The sequence below is a fragment of the Persicimonas caeni genome (assembly GCF_006517175.1).
GTDB classification, from domain to species: Bacteria; Myxococcota_A; Bradymonadia; order Bradymonadales; family Bradymonadaceae; genus Persicimonas; species Persicimonas caeni.
Genome location: NZ_CP041186.1, coordinates 1,554,393 through 1,572,058, shown reverse-complemented (window position 1 = coordinate 1,572,058; position 17,666 = coordinate 1,554,393). Strand labels below are relative to the sequence as shown.

12 protein-coding genes are annotated in these 17,666 nt (G+C 65.8%); all 12 read right to left on the bottom strand.

The window, feature by feature from the left end; all coding sequences use genetic code 11:
• Positions 1-9: 9 nt before the first annotated feature.
• Positions 10-1,773, bottom strand: coding sequence for an alpha-amylase family glycosyl hydrolase (locus FIV42_RS05790; RefSeq protein WP_168210446.1), 1,764 nt, complete (start codon positions 1,771-1,773; stop codon positions 10-12).
• A 272-nt stretch (positions 1,774-2,045) separates the two neighbouring features.
• Positions 2,046-3,941 (bottom strand): alpha-amylase family glycosyl hydrolase, encoded by a 1,896-nt coding sequence (locus FIV42_RS05785; protein ID WP_168210445.1) that lies wholly within the window; start codon positions 3,939-3,941, stop codon positions 2,046-2,048.
• 213 nt (positions 3,942-4,154) lie between these two features.
• Entirely contained in the window at positions 4,155-4,529 is a 375-nt protein-coding gene (locus FIV42_RS05780; RefSeq protein ID WP_141196752.1) for a YkgJ family cysteine cluster protein, read from the bottom strand.
• Positions 4,530-4,641: 112 nt separating this feature from the next.
• Complete coding sequence (locus tag FIV42_RS05775) at positions 4,642-5,550, bottom strand: SDR family NAD(P)-dependent oxidoreductase (protein ID WP_141196751.1); 909 nt, start codon at positions 5,548-5,550, stop codon at positions 4,642-4,644.
• 43 nt (positions 5,551-5,593) lie between these two features.
• The gene (locus FIV42_RS05770; RefSeq protein ID WP_141196750.1) at positions 5,594-7,057 is read right to left on the bottom strand and encodes a prenyltransferase/squalene oxidase repeat-containing protein; all 1,464 of its coding nucleotides are present in this window, start codon (positions 7,055-7,057) and stop codon (positions 5,594-5,596) included.
• A gap of 1,760 nt (positions 7,058-8,817) precedes the next feature.
• Positions 8,818-10,314, bottom strand: coding sequence for a carbohydrate porin (locus FIV42_RS05765; RefSeq protein ID WP_168210444.1), 1,497 nt, complete (start codon positions 10,312-10,314; stop codon positions 8,818-8,820).
• A 110-nt stretch (positions 10,315-10,424) separates the two neighbouring features.
• Entirely contained in the window at positions 10,425-12,299 is a 1,875-nt protein-coding gene (locus FIV42_RS05760; protein WP_141196748.1) for a sodium:solute symporter family protein, read from the bottom strand.
• Between the two features lie 39 nt (positions 12,300-12,338).
• Positions 12,339-13,898 (bottom strand): lysophospholipid acyltransferase family protein, encoded by a 1,560-nt coding sequence (locus FIV42_RS05755; protein ID WP_141196747.1) that lies wholly within the window; start codon positions 13,896-13,898, stop codon positions 12,339-12,341.
• Between the two features lie 12 nt (positions 13,899-13,910).
• Positions 13,911-14,225 carry a polyhydroxyalkanoic acid system family protein gene (locus FIV42_RS05750; protein ID WP_141196746.1) on the bottom strand — a complete coding sequence of 105 codons (315 nt, stop codon included), beginning with the start codon at positions 14,223-14,225 and terminating at the stop codon, positions 13,911-13,913.
• A gap of 66 nt (positions 14,226-14,291) precedes the next feature.
• On the bottom strand, positions 14,292-15,005 hold the full coding sequence (locus tag FIV42_RS30025) for a PDZ domain-containing protein (protein WP_168210443.1): 714 nt from the start codon (positions 15,003-15,005) through the stop codon (positions 14,292-14,294).
• A complete protein-coding gene (locus FIV42_RS05740) occupies positions 15,002-16,933 on the bottom strand; it encodes a serine/threonine-protein kinase (RefSeq protein WP_141196745.1) in 1,932 nt (643 codons plus the stop codon). Before FIV42_RS05740 ends, FIV42_RS30025 begins: the two co-directional genes overlap by 4 nt.
• 103 nt (positions 16,934-17,036) lie before the next feature.
• Positions 17,037-17,654, bottom strand: coding sequence for a hypothetical protein (locus FIV42_RS05735; protein WP_141196744.1), 618 nt, complete (start codon positions 17,652-17,654; stop codon positions 17,037-17,039).
• Positions 17,655-17,666 lie beyond the last annotated feature (12 nt).

The following is a 17,666-nucleotide window of genomic DNA, read 5'->3' as shown; positions in this document are numbered from 1 at the left end:
TTGTTTGGTTTATTTGACTACGTACACCTTGCCGCCGCGTGGCTCTACTTCGACCTTCAACGTCCCGTTCGCTCCCACGGTCACCTGGTCGTTGGCCGTGTCGTCGTCCTCGAACACGTTGGTCAGCACGGTCCCTTGCGAGAAGCTCGTCTGCATGTCGCTGCCCTCGAAGCTCGTGTGGCTCGCTTCGTCGTCGTGGGTGTTGATGACGACCAGGACCGTCTCGCCCTTGTAGGTGCGCTCGAAGGCGAAGATGCCGGCGTCCTCTTCGGCGCCGGTGCGCGGCGTCGCCCAGCGAATCTGCATGTCGCCGCGGCGAAGCGGGGCGAGGTCTTTGCGCAGTTGGATGAGGTGCTTGGTGAGCTTGAAGGTCTCGTTTTCGGTGTCGTAGCCCGAGTCCCACATGTCCTCGCGGTTATATGGGTCGTTGCCGCCCTCGAAGTTTTGCTCGGTGCCGTAGTAGATGCACGGGATGCCGTCGATGGTCATCAGGTAGACCAGCGCGTTGTGCAGGGCGTTGACGTCCGGGTTCATGTACAGAAACCGCGGGATGTCGTGGTTGTCGATGAAGTTGATGAGCAGGTCCTGGCTGCTCAGCCCGTTGCCCTCCGAGTCGGTGGGGCCGTTGGCGTTGGGCACCGAGGCGTAGTTCTGCTCGCGGGCCTGGAAGAGGCTCTCGATCTGCGAGGTCGGCCCGCCGTGGACGAAGACGCCGTCGATGACCTGGAACTTGTGCGAGAAGTAAAAGACCGAGTCGACGCCGCCGTTGAAGGTGTAGCTTCCGTTGAGCTCGTCGTTGCCGTCGAAGGACTCGCCGAACATCAAGAAGTTGTCCTTGCCGTGGTCCTTGGCGTACTGGCGAATCGCCGGGGCGAACTCCTCCCAGAAGCCGTACTCGACGTGCTTGAGGGTGTCGATGCGGAAGCCGTCGAAGTCGGCCACGCCGATCCAGTAGCTGTAGACGTCGATGAGCGCCTTGCGCACGTCCGGGTGGGTCGTCTTCAGGTCCTTGAGGCCGCCGGGGAAGTCGCCGGTCAAGACTTGGTCGCGCTGGTTCCAGTCCCACACGCGCCCTTTACGGTAATACCAGTCGGGGTTCTGGAACTCCTCGGGCATCGGCGGCATGCGGTTGATGTCGGGCCGATTCATGAAGATCACCGGCGCCAAGCCCGCCTCGCCGAGCGAGGTGCGCGCCTGGATGCCGCGCGGGTCGTAGTCGGGGTCGTACTCGGAGACGCGCGTCAGCTCGGAGGTCGTCCCCGAGCCGAAGACCGACTCGTCGGGCTGACCATTTCCGTTGATGTCGTAGTAGAAGACCTGGCCTACGTGGTTGGTCACGATGTCCAGGATGACCTTCATGTCGCGCTCGTGCGCCTTGTCGACCATCTCGCGCAGCTTGGCGAGGTCGCCAAAATGCGGGTTCGGCGCCAGGAAATCCTGCGCCCAGTAGCCGTGGTAGCCGTCTACGCCCGCGTCGGTCTCGACGTTTTTGACCACCGGCGAAATCCACAACGCCGTCACCCCGAGCTCCTCGAGGTAGTCGAGCTTGTCGATGATCCCCTGCCAGTCACCGCCGTGGTATGCGGCCATGGCGTGCGGGTTGACCCGGTAGTCGTTGTTCGGGTCGCCGTTGGCGAACCGGTCGACCAGAATCTGGTAGATGACCTCGTCGCGCCAGTCCTCGACGTGGGTGTCGATATTGGCGCCCGGCTCGATGGACTCGACGTCGCGGCAGCCCGAGACGCCAACAAGCAGGGCGAGCAACAACAGCAACGCAAACGCGGAAAGGCGCTTCAGAGAAGCAACATCTTCCTCTCCGCCCGCAGCGAAGCGAAGGGTAGGAGAGGACCGAGGAGAGGACTCCCTTTCCACGTAGCGAAAGCGAAGTGGAGAGGGACCGAGGGAGAGGCCCCTTTTGCCGTTTGCACGTCGACCTTCCTCCTCCTGAATCCTCCTCCGCTTCGCTTCGCTACGCGGAAGAGGACGCCTCTCCTTAGTCCTCTCCTTCCCTTCGGGCGGAGAGGAGACTGTTGCTTTCTTGCTGTTCATTCTTTCTCCCACGTCACTTCAAATACCTTCAACCCATACGCCCCAAGCTCGACCGGCACGCCGGTCACGTCGAGGCGTCCCACTTCGGCCGCCTTCGGCTGAGCGCCGTCGTGCATCACGTCGGTGAACGTGACCTCGTCGACGTCGCTGAAGCCGGCGAACTGGGTCGCCTCGGCCGGAACCTTCAAGTCGAAGCTGTGCGTCTCGTCGCTGAAATTGGCCACGACCAGCCAGACCGCGTCGCGGTCGGTGTCGTAGCGAAGAAAGCTGTAGATCCATTGGCCCGAGGTGTACTCGGGGTTGCTGTTGTTGGCCGACTGCAGCCCGTAGAAGTTGCCCGAGGCGAAGCCGGGCTTCTGGGCGACGGCGATGAGCTTTTTGTAGAAGCGGCGAAGCTGCTTGCGGCCGTCGTCGAGGCCGCCTCCGTCGAAGGCGTAGCCGTTCACCCACTCGGCCATGCGCGGCATGGTCCAGTAGTCGAAGATGGTCGTGCGGCCGTCGTCGCCCGAGAAGCCCTCGCTGCCGGCGGCCTCCTCGCCGACTTCCTGGCCGTTGTAGACCAGGATGGGTCCGTCGCCGAGCAGGTAGAGCACGCCGGCGGCGGGTTTGCCGGCTTCATAGCTTCCGAAGCCGCTGTCGTCGGGATTGCTGCTCGCCTCGAGCGGCGAGGCGATGCGGCGCTCGTCGTGGTTTTCGACGTAGCGCAAAAAGCGCGAGAACATGAAGTCGCCCGGCTGGCGATCGTCGAGGTCGTTGGCCCACTTGCCGCAGCAATACACCGCCTTGAGCGTGTCGTAGGAGCCGTCATCGTAGACCGCGTCGAAGCCGACCTGTACGAAATTCGAGAACGAGAACCCGGGCGGGCCGCCGGCGCCCTCGTAGGCCTCGGCGAAGAAGAAGACCTCCGGGTCGCGCTGCTCGGCGCGCCGAATCAGGTACTCCCACGCCTCGATGGGCACCAGGTGGGCGAAGTCGCAGCGGAAGCCGTCGACGCCCTTGGCCTGCCAATAGGCCAAGATCTCGTCCATCTTCTCCCACGTGTCAGGCACCGGATCGTACTCGGCCTCGCCGGTGGTGAAGTCGTAGCCGTAGTTGAGCTTGATGGTCTCGTACCAGTCGTTGACGCTGACCTGCGCGCTGGTCACCTCGTTGCCGGTCACCTTGGGCACGTCGCCCTCGGGGGTGCCGTCGTTGTCTTCCTGCTCGATCGTCCCGTCTGCGACGATCCCATCACCGACGACGGGCCGCGGCCAATGGTCGGGCGCGGGAATCTCGAGCTTCTGGCCGGGCGGGTCGTTCAGATAAAAGAAGTTGTTCTGCGGCGAGAAGAACACCGAGGTGTCGTCGCCCTCGCCGAAGCTCAGCTCCGGGCGAATATCCGAATCGTAGGTGCGCGCCACGTGGTTGGGCACGAAGTCGATGACCACCTTCATGTCGCGGGCGTGGATACGCTCGACGAGCGCGTCGAACTCCTCGAGGCGCTCTTTCGGGTCGAGCGCGTAGTCCGGGCTCACGTCGAAGTAGTCGCGGATGGCGTAGAAACTCCCCGCCTTGCCCTTGAGGATGTCCGGGTCGTCGGCCGGCTGGCCGATATGCGCGTAGTCGGTGGCCGTGGCCTGCTGCAGCACGCCGGTCAGCCAGATATGCGTCGCCCCCAGGTCCTGCAGCTCGGCGAGGGCCTTGTCGTCGACGTGCGCGAACTTGCCCACGCCGTTTTCGACAAGCCCGCCGTTCCACTGGTTGTTGTTCTTGATATTGCCGAACAGGCGAACGACGAGTTGGTAGATGACCGGGCGCTCTTCGACCGCCTCGACGGGCTTCGGCGCCGGCTCGTTGTTCTGGGCGGATGGCTCACCGCAACCGCTCAGCAGCAGCGCCGCACAGAGCAGCAATATTCCTCCCCCGCGAAGCGAGGGGAGGCCAGGAGGGGCGCCCTCCTCCGCGAAGGGAAGCGAAGTGGAGGAGGATCCAGGAGGAGGCACCGCGCCTCGCGATACTTGCTCGTTTTCAACCACGACGACTGCCCAAGATAAGGTCCGCTTGAAGACAAGCGACTTTCACTGATTTAGCGTGGATTTGCAAGCCGTTGGCCGCCCAAACCCGCCTCAGCTCTCCTCGTCGACGGGGGGCACACATACCGGCGGGCAGCCGCGAAAGTTCTTGTCGGCCGTCACCAACTCGCTCAGCGAGGTGAACCCGTCGCGCAACACGACCTGCAGCAGCTTGTCCTGGTTGCAGTCGTACTCGCGGCAGACCCTCGGGCGCGTTTCCCAGCGCGTGCAGCGGTGATTTTCGGGGTCGCAGTAGATGCAGAGGCCATCTTCGGGGCGCTTTTCGATGAACCGGCGCTCGCGACCGTCGGGGCCGACTTCGCGCTCGTCGGGGTCGAGGCGCACCAGCAGACGACAACAGAAAGTAGCGCAACCTAATGCGCGGCCCTCTTCGCAATCGATGAGGACGTCATGGGGCTTCGACGACATGATACTACCTGGGGCTTCATGTGCTTGTTTTGTTTAGTATAGCCACAAAAGCCCCAGGTAGATAAGTGTAAAGTATTAGAATTGTTCTAATTGTGGTGCGGGCGCGTTCGCCTCACTCGCCGGTGTAGGGCGGGTCACCCGGCGAGCGATACCGGTCGAGCGGGCTGCGCTCGGCGTCGCTGCCGAAGTACCAGCCGCTGCCGCCCGGCTCGCCGAAGAGCAAGAACATCTGGGCGGTGGTCCCCTCTTCGGGCGGCTTCATGCCCATCTCGGCGGGGCTCACGCCCTGACGCTCGGCCATCGGCCGGGTCATGCCCGTCTCGATGAACCCGGGCGTGCAGGCGTTGATCGTCAGGTCGGAATGCTCGCGGGCCAGCGCGACCGTGTAGGCGTTGAGGCACGCCTTCGACAGCCCGTAGGCCGAGCCGCCGCCAAAGCCCGCCGCCTCGAAGTCCCCGTCCCCCTCGTCGATAGCGATGGCCTCGTCCATGATCTCTTCGATCTCGTCCCAGGTGATCTCGGGGTCGGTCAACTGCGCCTGGCGCTCGGGGCTGCACCCCGACACGAAATTCGGCCCCGAGGCCGACGCCACGTTGACGATGCGCGCATCGTCGTGGGTCAACAGCGGCAAGAAGGCCTCGCAGACCCGGTGCGGCCCGCGCGTGTTCACGTCGAGCACGGTACGCATGGATCGATCGCGGTCGCCGATGCCGGCGTTGTTGACCAGGCCGTAGAGCGGCGCGTCGCCCAGGCGCTCGGCCACGGTCTCTGCGGCCTGTTGCACCGAGGCGTCGTCGGAGACGTCGATCTGGACGACCTCGACGCGCTTGTCGGCGTCGGATTGGTCGGCGTCGGATTGGTCGGCCAAAACTTTGTCGCGAGCCTCTTCGCCGCGCTCGAGGGAGCGCGAGCCTAGGAACACGTGCGTGTCGTCGCGCTCGTCGAGCAAGGCGGCGACGGTGGCCAGGCCGACGCCTCGGTTGGCGCCGGTGACCAGAATAAACTTCCTTTCGTTGGGCATGATTTGTCTCCAAGTTTGTGAGAGTTAAAGAGTTGAGGCGCCATCAACGTATTCGCGCCTCGGCGACCTCGAAACGAGCTGTGACGGTCGCGATGACACTCGTCGGCTCGTCCGGCACGACGGTGATGGTGTGCGTGCCGCGCGGCACGATCGCCTCGAGCGTCACGGCCTCCTCAGCTTTCGGGTCGATCCGCAGCTTCTCCAACCGGCGCCCCGCCGCTCCCGTCACCGGCTCGCCGTCGGCCTGCACGGTGAGCGTGACCGGCGCCCAGGACAGTCCATCGTACAGGGTGAGCAGGGCGTCGATGGCCCAGATGGAGGCGTCGGTGCGCACGAAAGCCCACGAGCTCGACTGTTCGTCGAGGTAGGCGACGGTGCCGGGGATGAGGTCGGCGTGGACCTCGGCGCGGGCGAAAGCGCGCACCACGAGGGCGGTCGCGGCGACGGAGGCGTACTTCGTCGAGTTGCCCGACCAGGTCGGGTGCGGCTGCTTCCAGTAGCGTTGGTCGCCCTGGGTCTGCACGTCCTGGGCGAGGGTGTCGAGGATGGTCACGGCGGCTGCCCGACGGCCGCGGGCGAGCAGGGCGTTGGCGGCGAGGGCGCGGGCGTAGGGGGCGACTTTCGGGCCTTCGACCATCTTTTCGAGCGCCGCGCAGCCGCGGTCGATCGCCTCATCGTACTCCTCGCCGAGCCCCGCCCGGCTCAGCGCCCAGACCGCAAAGGCGGTCGAGCGAATCGTCGGGACGTCGCCTGGAGGATCGTTGGCGCTCCAGCCGTCATCGTACTCCCAATGCCCGAGCGGCTGTTGACGCTCGAGCAGGCCGTCGGCAGCCAGACGCATCGCGGGCACGGCGTCGATGTCGATCACCTCGTCGAGCGCAGCCAACTGCAACAGTCCCAACGCGGTCGACAAAGACGTAATCTCGCCGTCCTCGTTCGTGAAGCCACGCGAGCCATTCTGGTACCCGAGGAGCTTTTGGTAGCCCTCGGCGAGCATCTCTTTGGTGCTCTTCAGGTGCGCGGCGTAGTCGTCGGCGCCCCGCGTGTGGGCCCCGAAGTAGGCCACGGTCACGTCTTTGGCCCACGCCTGCGGCGAAATCGTCTGCAGCCGCTCGAAGAGCAGGGCGTTGGGGATATTGCTGTAGGTCGTCAGCATCATGCCCCGCATCGGAGCCTTGACCAGGTGTGGGTAGAACGCGACGCGCATCTGCGACGGGCTGGGCGCGAGCTCGATCGTCACGCTCACGTACTCGTCGACGACGTCGTCCGGGAGCTCGAAGCGCGCCTCGAACCGGTCGCCTATGATGGCGGTCTTGGCGATCGTCTGCGCACGTGTCTCCTCCGCCCGCTCCCGCTCGGCGGTCGCCTCGACGGCGACGGCGCGGGCGGCGCCAGGCGCAGGCGAGGCTTGCTCCGCGCCCTGCTTCGAGCAGGACGTCAGGGCGAGGGCGACGCCGAGCATCCCGGCGGCCACGGACCATCGTCGGCGGGGGTAGTGATTGCACATGGGCTGAGTCCTCGACGGGGCGTGCTGCGGTGGTGAGCGGGTCTTCCGGGCAGTGTAGGACGATCCACGACGCGTGCCAATGATGCCTCGTGGCCCGGCCTGGCTGTGGCGCGCAGCGAGGTTGGGGCGCGGTCGTCGCGACCGCCGGCGGCGCTTTATGCGGGTTGACCGTGCTCCGGCCCGCCGAACATGTGTGGGCGGTCGATGCGCGTAGGCCGTGCTGCTGGTTCGAGTCGAGATCCCTTGCTTGTTGAGAGGGCCCCTCCAGGGGCTTCCGCTGCGCTACAGCCCCCACCTCCCCGCGGCCTGAAAGGCGGCCCGGGGAGGGGGATTGCAGGCAAGAAGAGTGGTTCAGAGATGCAATCCCCTTCCCCAGCGCGTTTTTTAGCGCGTGGGGAAGTGCCGGCCGCAGCGTAGCGAAGGCCGGCGAAGGGGCCTTCTCAGCAAGCAAGGGAATCCAACGCAGACCGCGCTCAATACGTCGACGCACAACATGGTGTCTGACACCGTGTTTGGAGGTCGCCCGTCGACCACGCAAGGCGACGCCGGAGGCGGTCGCGGCGGCGCAGAGCACCGCGCCCCGGCCTGGCTGTGGCGTGCAGCAAGCTCGCGGCGGAGGCGCCCGCCGACGGAGCCCGCCGGAGCATTTTTCGGGCGGAGTCATCTGCCCGTCGAGGCAACTGGAGCAGTTTCCTGGCGGACGCCTCCGCTCGTCGAGGCAACTGGAGCATTTTTTGGGCGGAGACGTCCGGCTTTGGTGTGCTCTGGAGCATCGAAGGGGCGGAACCGTCCGCCCGTCGAGGCGGTTAGAGCATTTTTTTGGCGGAAGCGTCCGGCTTTCGAGGCTGTCGACGAAGAAAAACGGCGGACGCCTCCGCCGTCGCAATGCTTTTGTGCACTTTTTTGGCGGAAGCGTCCGTCTCGAACATGAAAAAAAGCATCGCCAGGCCGGAGATCTCCGGCCTGGCGATGCTCTGGTGGACTTTCGGAGCGGAGCGCTCCGGGATCAGACTGGTTCGGTGACGTCGGCGTCCACGGGCTCCTCAGGTTGGGGCTCGTCAATCGGTTCTTCGCCCGCCGCGCGCCGCCGCGCGGTCTCTTCGGCCTCGCGCAGGCTGGCGAGTAGGTCGTGGCGCTGCTTTCGTCGACGCGGCGACCCATCAGCAGCGCGGTGTCGAGCCAGGCGTCGACGACCTCGACCAGCGGTCGACCGGCGAAGACCTGCGAGGCCAGAAAGTCGCGGTCCTGCTGGGTCAGCCGCTCTTTGACCTGCTGGGCGGCGCAGAGCACCGCGCCCCGGCCTGGCTGTGGCGCGCAGCGAGGTTGGGGCGCGGTCGTCGCGACCGCCGGCGGCGCTTTATGCGGGTTGACCGTGCTCCGGCCCGCCGAACATGTGTGGGCGGTCGATGCACGTAGGCCGTGCTGCTGGTTCGAGTCGAGATCCCTTGCTTGTTGAGAGGGCCCCTCCAGGGGCTTCCGCTGCGCTACAGCCCCCACCTCCCCGCGGCCTGAAAGGCGGCCCGGGGAGGGGGATTGCAGGCAAGAAGAGTGGTTCAGAGATGCAATCCCCTTCCCCAGCGCGTTTTTTAGCGCGTGGGGAAGTGCCGGCCGCAGCGTAGCGAAGGCCGGCGAAACAGCCTCTCCCTGAATCCCTCTCCACTTCGCTTTGCTGCGTGGAAAGGGACGCCTCTCCTCGGTCCTCTCCCTCCCTTCGCTTCGCTGCGGGCGGAGAGGATGCCCTTGCCTTGTTGTGCGTGAGTTCAATACGTCGACGAGTTGAACCACCACTCTGCGCCGACGCTGACGATGTGCTCGACGTCCTCCGGGCGGCGGGTGTCGCCTACCGGGTACTCGTTGCGGGCGGCATCGTTGGCGAAGGCGACCGTGTAGCCCAGGCGGATCTGGGGGCGAGCGTAGTTGCCGCGGCCGAGGCTGAGGAGCTCGAGGACGCTGAGTTGCCAGACCTGCGGGTCTTCGAATTCGCCGGTATCGGGGTCGAGGCCGAAGGGGTAGCGGCGTTGGTAGCTGACCTCGAAGGCCTGGTGGAAGTGGTCGGTGACGTAGATGGCCGGGCGGACCACGGCGGTGCCTTCGACGAATTCGTCGAGGTCGCTCGTGTTGGTGTCGGCGTCAGTGAATTTGCGCAGGTAGGCGCCGGCCATCACGCCGAAGTATTGGCTCTCCCAGTTGCCGGAGAGGGCTCCCAGGATCTCTTCGGCGTCGCCGGAGGTGCCGTCGAGGGCGGTGCCGAAGGGGACGCCGAATTCGCCGAAGGCGGCCAGGCCGCGGGAGTAGCGGAAGAAGAGGTTGAGGTGGTTGGTCGTCTCGGACTCGAAGAGGCCGAGCTCGGCGCCCAGGACGAAGCCGTCGTCGGAGGGGAGGGTTTCGAGGACTTCGGCTTCGGGGCGCGTGGGGGCGCCGTCTTGGATGAATTCTTGGGGGATGCGCTGGCCTTCGGGCAGGCGGTGGTATTCGCCGTAGAGCACGCCCTTGGCGCCCCAGCGGGCGACCAGGTCGGTGGCGGCGTACTCGAAGCGGCCCGAGCCGAGCAGGCGTTGGCGGTCGAGGAGCACCTTGGGGCGAGTGCCGAAGGGGGTCGAGGGGACCTCGATGACCTGGAGTTGGTAGTCGTTGTCGAGGCGGTTGACGCCCAGGTGCAGCCGGCCGTCGAAGCCGTGCTTGCGGTAGGCCAGCCCGCCGCCGACGGTGTTGAGCTCGTCGAGGGGCCACCAGTCGAGCAGGTAGATGTCGTCGCCGCGGTACATGCGCGAGCCGGCCCACAGGCTCAGCCCGTCGAGGGCCTGGCTCAGGTTGGCCATGCGTACGTACAGGTTGCGCACGGCCATGGGCTGGTCGAGGAAGTCGCCGTCGTAGTGGGCGAAGGGGCCGAAGAGCGCGAAGGTGAAGAGCACCTGCGAGGTGAACCCGTCGGGCTTTTCGAGGGTGTAGCTGAAGTCGAACTCGGCGTAGTCCTCTTGGAAGAGGCGCGGGCCGTGCGACACGATATTCTGCGCGGCGCCGTCGTTGCCCTCGCCGTCGAGCTCGAATTGGGCGCGGCCGTAGGAGCCGAAGAGGAACTCGCCGGTGGTCTCGGCGGCGGCGCCGAGGTCGGTTTCTTCCTTGCTTGCTTCGGTGGGGGCGGCGACCGTGGAGGCGTCGTCGTCGCCCGATGGGACCTGTTGGGCGGCTGCGGGAGCGGCGCTCAGGGTAAGCGTGCCGAGGGCGATGAGGAGAGCCGTGTGATGGTAGTACTTCAACTTACAACATCCTGAAATCAGGCATTTTCTGGATTTTCGCGCAGTGTATGTGAGGTGAGCGGGGGGTTCAAGGGGGATGCGGCGGCCCTGCAGAGTAGTGGCGCCAGCTATTAGGGGCGCCTGAACGGCGGCGCGTCTTCTGCGAGGCCGCGCCACCATGCGGGGATCAGCGCCAGCGAGCCCGTGACGTACAGCACCGCCCACCAGACCGGCTCGCCGGGCGGGCGGACGACGAGTTTGCCGAGGCCGACGAGCATCAAGAAGACGCTCGCGGCGCAGACGGCGGTGTAGAAGAGGCCGCGGCCGAGTCGGCGCACGGGGCGGGCGTCGGGCAGGTCGGCGGCTTCGGCGGCGCGGCGCCAGAAGCCCATCGGGCGCACTTGCTTGTAGAACCCGGCGAGTCGCTCGATGGGTGTGCTCGGGGTGACGTAGGTGATGCCGATGGCGGCGGCGGTCGACAGGACGGCCATGCCGCCCAGGCGGATCCATTCGGCGTCGGTGTAGGCGATGAGCAGGGGGGCGGCGACCATCGAGACGAGCATGGCGGCGAGTTCGGAGAAGAGGTTGATGCGCTCCCACAGCCAGCGCAGCACGAGCACCGAGCCCATGCCCGCGCCGAAGGTGAGCGTGATGTGCCAGGCGTCTTGGATGGAGCCCAAATTGGCCATGATCACGAACGCGATGGCCAGAATGCCGGCGCTCGACAGGCGGGCGACGAGGACCATTTCGCGGTCGCCGGGCTGGCGGTCGAGCCACTCTTGGCAGACGAGCCGCTGGTAGATGTCGCGGCTCCAGTAGCTCGCCCCCCAGTTCAGGTGCGTGTCGATGGTCGAGGCGAGGGCGGCGAGCAAGCCCACGAGCATCAGACCGGTGACGCCGGGCGGCAGAAGCTCGGCGATGCCGGTCACGAAGACCAGCTCGCGGGAGGCGGCGAAGTCGTCGGCGCCGGCTTGCTGCTGGGTGAACGGGTAGATGACGAGCAGGCCGACGCCGATGATGAGCCATAAGACGCTGCGCAAGACGATCTGCAGCCAGGTGAACACGACGGCGGCGATGGTGGCGTCGCGGTCGGTCTTGCACGACAGCGAGCGCTGGGCGAGGTAGCCGGTGCCGTCGCTGCCCATCTGGAAGAACCATTGCAGGCTGACCACGATGAGGAAGCCGGTGAGCATCTCCTCGCCGGTGGGGGCAAACGCCAGCATTTCGATGGCCTTGGCCTGGCCGTACAGGTCGACGATGCGCTCGCCCAGCGCGCCGATGCCGCCCACCTCGTCGACGACAATCCAGGCGTAGATGGCCGTGCCGATGATGGCCAAGCTGAACTGGGCGACGTCGGTGGCGATGACGCTTCGCAGGCCGCCGGTGGTCGAGTAGAGCGCGACGAAGAGGACGATGATGACGATGGAGAGCAGGCTGTTGGTGGTCATCACCATCGGCGCGAGCCCGGTCATGCTCTCGCCGAGCGGGATGCCGACCCAGTCGACGGCGCTATAGGGCACCGTGTAGACGGCCTTGGGGAGCCATTCGTGCCACGGCAAGAAAACCTCGGCGATGCGCACGGCGGCGACGAGCACCATCGCCATGCCCACGCAGTTGATGACCGTGCCGTAGTAGATGGCCTTGACCGAGCGCAAAAAGAGGGTGCCGCGCCCGGCGTAGCGGAGCTCGGTGAGCTCGGCGTCGGTGAGCACCTGCGAGCGTCGCCAGCTCGAGGCGAGCACGAAGCCCATGAGCAAGAAGGCCAGCCCGTAGATCCAGAGCCGCCACAGCAAGAAGACCCCGCCGGTGGCGATGAGCCCCATGACCAAGAGCGGCGTGTCGGCGGCGAATTGGGTCGCCGCCATCGAAAAGCCCGCGCGCCAGCCCTCGATGGAGCGCCCGGCGAGGAAGTACTCGCGCAGGTTCTCGGAGGCCTTTTCGCGGGCGCGGAGGCCGGAGCCGACGGCGTAGACGACGAAGGCGAGGATGATGATGAGGTCGAGCATGCCATAAGGATAAGCAGCAGATGCTCGATTTGGAGGGCGTCACTCTTCGAGTTGAAGACGCTGGTCGAGTTGAAGACGCTGGTCGAGTTGAAGACCTTGGGCCTCGCGGAAGCGGTCGCGCAGCTTGTCGAATTCGTCGACGAGTTGGCGGCGTTCGTCGACGAGGGTGTCGACGAGGTTTTGCTCGGTGCGGAACATCGTGCGGGTGAGGATGCGGCCGCGGTATAGGGAGAGGCGCTGGCGGTAGCGAAGAAAGAAGAAGCCGGCCGGCGCGAGCGTGAGCACGTAGAGGACGACGGGCCAGATGAGGCCGTCGGTCGACCACCAGAGTGCTCCGGCGTAGAGCGCGTAGAAGAGCGGGAAGAGGAGCGCGCCTGTGAGCAGGGCGGTGATGGCGCGGATCGCCTCGTCGGGGGCGCGCACCGCCGCGAGCTTGGTGAGCTGGTAGGGCACGAAGTTGTGCACGAAGCCCCAGATGGCCGGCAGGGCAAACGCGATGGCGTAGGCGGTGAATTTGGCGCCCTCCTTGCGCGAGGAGAGCGTCTCGGGCGGGCGCTCGTAGAAGTCGTGCTTGAGGCGCACCTGGCGCACGTGGTCGAGGTAGCGCCAGACCCGGTAGCGCAACTGGCGGACCACGTCGGGGTCGTGCTCTTCGAAATAGGTCAGAGCGTCGGCGATGCGTTTTTGGACCCACAGCTTCGCCTCAAGGTCCTCGCGGGGGGCGTCGGTCGAGCGGACTGCGTCCCACAGCCAGGTTCTGAGCCCGCGGCCGCCGCCGTCGTTGGCGAGGTCGTCGACGAGGGCGTCGTCGGCGATGTCGCCGTCGCGCAGGTCGTCGAAGTCCCAGCGCTGCTCGCGCTCGAGCTCGGCGCGGTGCTCGAGCATATTCTCGAGGAGTTCGCGCCCGTAAATGCTCCAGATTTGCTCGACGAGGCGGCGCACGCGGTCGCCCTCGATGTGGGTGGCCATCTGGCGAAGCTCGTCGCTGATGCGGTCGGTCAGTTCGACGACGGCTTGCTTTGGGTCGATCTGGTGCGTCGCGGCGAACTCGCCGACGTCGATGGGCTCGCCGAAGCGCACGAGCACCTGCGACATGAAGCGGTCGCGGTCCTCGAAGTTCAGGCCGACGGGCACGATCTTGACGTCGAGGTCGTAGTCGTTGGCGCGCTCGGCGCCCAGCGCGATGCGCGCGGTGCCGGTTTTGACGCGCAGGACCTCGCGCTCGAGGGAGTTTTGGCCCTCGGGGAAGATGCCGATACAGCCGCCCTGGGCGAGCACCTCGTAGGCGCTGGCGAAGGCCGCGTCGTTGCTGCCGCCGTCTTGTTTGGGATTCTTGTGGATCGGAATGACCCCGCAGCGGTCGAAGATTGTCGCCACCACGGGGTTTTTGAAGAGCCCGCTTCGCGCCATGTAGTGGATCTGACGGTCGACCTGCGTCCCCAAAATGACCGTGTCCATGATCGAGTTGGGGTGGTTGGCCGCGAAGATGACCGGCCCCTTGCGGGGCACCTTTTCACGGCCGGTCGAGTCGATCTCGACGAAATAGAGATCGACCGCCAGTCTCAGAAGCTGTCGAAGCGAGCGGTAGAGTAGGGACACGGGTCAAATAGCTCAGTCGAGCTCGCCGCGTTCGGCTTTCTTGACCCATTTTTGGATCTCGTCCTCGATGACGCCGACGGCCTTCTTCTTGAACGGCTTGAGGATGAAGGGCACGTCGAGCTCGAGGAGCACGTCGCTGTCGGTGATCTCGATGGACCCGTCGAGGGTGACACCCTTGGCCGAAAACGACACGTCGGCGCGGTCTTCGGTCGACCAGTCGACCTTGGGGTCGTACTTGGCGAAGCGCTCTTTGTAGCTTTCGAACGCCTTGTGAGTGGCTTTGCGGGCGAGGTCTTTATCGAGTCCGTGATGAATCGTGTGTTTCATGGGGCGCAAACAGTCAAAAGAGTAACAAGTGAACGAGCAAAAGAGCGAAACGGCGGGCTCGGTTGCTCACTTTAGGATGTAGCGGTGACGGCGCTCTTTGCCGTCGCGCTGCAGGACAACATCAAATGTGCGTTCGTTGCGCAACCTTTTTAGGTCGGCCAGCGCTTTTTGTTGCGTCGTAATCTCGATGCCGTTGACCGACATTACCACGTCTCCGTTCTGGATGCCTAGACGCGCGAAGATGCCGCCTGCGGCGACGTCGGCGAACTTCATACCGCGGCGCTCGCCGTCAACCCAGTTGGGCACGACGTGGCCGTGGCCGGCGGTGTCGGACGGCTTTTTGAAACGGCTTTTGAGCTTCTGCTTGTCGACGGTGAAGACGCGGACGGTCGGCTTGTCGGCTATTTGCTTGCTGGCGGCCTGCTTGCGGGCCGGCTTCGCGCGACGCTTTTTCGGCTTGTCGTGCGTCTTCTTGGACGGCTCGGGGGCGGATTTGGCGACCGGGGCGTCCGACGGGGGCGCAGGCACGGGAGCGATGCTGGGCTCGTGCTCGACGATGATCTCGGGGGCCACGGGCGCCGGTGCGGGCGCCGGCGGTTCGGGCTTGTTCGGGGTGGCGGCCGCGACGACGGGGGCGGGCGGCTTGGGGGCATGACGCTCGAGCTGCCAGACGGCGAGTTCGTTGACGAACCACGCCGCGCTCGCCGCGATCAATCCGACGGTGGCGAAGCGCACGAGACGCATGCCCGTTGGCGAGGGCTTTGGCGAGGGATCGTTCATGAGGTCGCCGTCCGAGAGGTGCGCGGCCACCACGCCCAGGCCAAAAGGCCGAGCGAGGTGTAGTTGGTCAGCCCCCAAATGAGCTGGGTGTAGTCGGGGACGAGCAGCCCGAGAAACGAGCCTGCTACGTAGGGCACGGCGGCCCACCAGATGCGACGGTCGAGGGTGACCGCCATCACGCCGGCGCACACGCCGAAGATCAGGGTCTCGTGCATTCCGATGATGTGGGCGGGCAATCCGGCCGTGGCGCCGTTGAGACGCAGCAGCCAACTGCCCAAAAACCCGAGGCCGAAGCAGATCAAGATGCGTCGGTTGACGATATTCTTGAGCAGCCGGTTGCGCCCGAGCCAGAAGCTCAGGGCGAGCAGGCTCGCGACGACGCCGAGCTCGACGAAGTAGAGCGAGTAGTCGCCCGAGTCGTGGGCCTTGGACGGCTCGACCCATCGGTAGACCGATAGTGTGCCCCAGACGAGGCCGAGCGCGAGCGTCACCAGGCTGCGGGTGCGTCGGGAGACCTCGACGTTGTGTTCGAATTGCTCGCGCTTGAGCTCCTCGAATTCACGCTCGCGGTCGTCGAGCCGGTCGCGCAGGGCCTCGAGGCGCTCTTCGAGGTCGGCGCGCGGGTGGGGCAGGTCGGCGAGCAGGAGCGCGGCGGCGGCGTAGCCTCCGCGATCGATCTCGCGCTCGGCCATCACCTCGAGGACGCGCTGTAGTCCGTCGCGGGCCCGGGCGTTGCCCTCGTCGGTCTCTAAAGCTTGTTCGAAGCCGAAGCGACACTCGCCGAAGAGTTTGTAGAGGCTCGCTTGGGTGGTCTCGTCGTCGTCCTCGTTCGACAGAGCGACGAGATCGGAGAGCCGGGCTTCGGCCTCCTCGGTCAGGCGGATCGATTCACGGTGGCGCGAGTAGTCGGCCAGGGCCACGCGAAAGGCCTCGGCGCTGGCGAAGCGGTCTTCGGGCTCGCGGGCCATCGCGCGTCGGCAGATCTGGGCGAGCCCGTCGGGGACGTCGTCCGGAAAATCGGCCGGCTCGCCGCGGTAGGCCTGGATCATGATCGCGTAGAGCGACTCGCCGCGGTGCGGAGGCTCGCCGGTCAGGATTTCGTAGAGGGTAGCGCCCAGAAGATAGACATCGGTCGCTGCGCCGAGTGTTCCCACCTCGCCCGCGGCCATCTCGGGGGCCATGTAGTGCGGCGTTCCGGCAGGTCCGCTCACCTCGGAGGCGTGTGGCAGGCGGGCGTCGGTCTCCTCGCCGAAGCTCACCGCGATGCCCCAGTCGAGCAGGTAGACCTCGCCAAAGGCGCCGATCATGACGTTCTCGGGCTTGATGTCGCGGTGGATAATGCCCTTGCTGTGGGCAAAGTGGACCGCGTTGCAGACCTGATTGAGGATCTCGATATGCCAGTCGAGCGGGTCGTCGGAGTCGAAGTTGCGCGGGGCCTTGGAGGGATCGCGCAGAAGCTCGGCCCACGAGACTCCCTCGATGCGCTTCATGACGATGAGGGGTGAGCCCTGGTCGTCGCGCCCGAGGGTGTAGATGGGCACGATATTGGGGTGCTCGAGCATCCCGGTGGTCCAGCCTTCGCGGAGCAGCACCATGGTCGCCTCGATCGAGGGGCGACCGGAGACCTCGGAGGCGTCTTTGCGCAGGCTTTTGACGGCGACCTCGCGTCCCACGGGCACCTGGTTCGCCAGGCGCACCTCACCCATGCCGCCCATGCCGAGCCGCCTGCCGAGTTCGACCTCGGGGATGGTGTCGGTGTTGGGCGGGCTCAGCAGCGAGGGGAGCCGCGGCAAGGTCGCGACCGCGCTTTCGGAGGAGACGGACGGACGCATCGTCTGCGTTCGCTCATCGACCACCGGCTGGTCGTCGATGCCCCACGTTTGCCACTGCGTGGTGAGCGCTTGGAGGTCGTTGTTCGGTCGTTTCATCGCCGGTTAGCATCAAAATGCGTGATACACACCGGTGAGAATAGGCGATGTCGCTCCAGACGTCATCTCTGCTGGAGCGTCGTCGTGCGGAGATGTGGAGCGCCTACAGGAAGGGCCCGCGCCACGGGAAATAGCCGTAATAGGGCATGCCGCCGTAGTAGGTGAGTTCGAAGCGCACGCCGTCGCCGCGTTGCTGCAGGCGGCGATGCACCGGCGCCAGGAGCAGCTCGTTGCACGCGTAGCCGCGCCCCAGGCCCAGGTTGTCGTAGGGTTTGGTGCCGAGCACGCAGACGCCGAGTTCGTCGACGTGGAGGGTGCTCAGCCACTCGGGAAACTCGACCAGGCCCGTGCGCCCGTCGTCGAGCGGTAGGTGGTAGGAGTAGGACAGAGTGGGCGGCGTGGTCTCGCTGGGTATGTAGATGCTCACCCACAGCGTGATGTTGTGCCGGCGGACTCGCTTCCAGTCTGAATCTGCGACCTGGTAGGCGACGGCGATATCGCCGTCTTTGCGGGCCACGTGCAGGTAGTCGAAGGTGATGTCGAGCTCGAGGGGACGGTCGAGCTCGAGTCCCTCGCGCGGTTCGTAGTCCTCGGCGAGTTCGCCCGGCTCGACAAACTGGTCCTGAGCGCCGGCCTCAGCGGGCGCGAAGCCCAGCCAGCCGAGCGTGACGGCGACGAGGCAGACGAATCGTACGGCGTTGTTGCGAGGGCTCGTGCTCATATCGACCTCCTG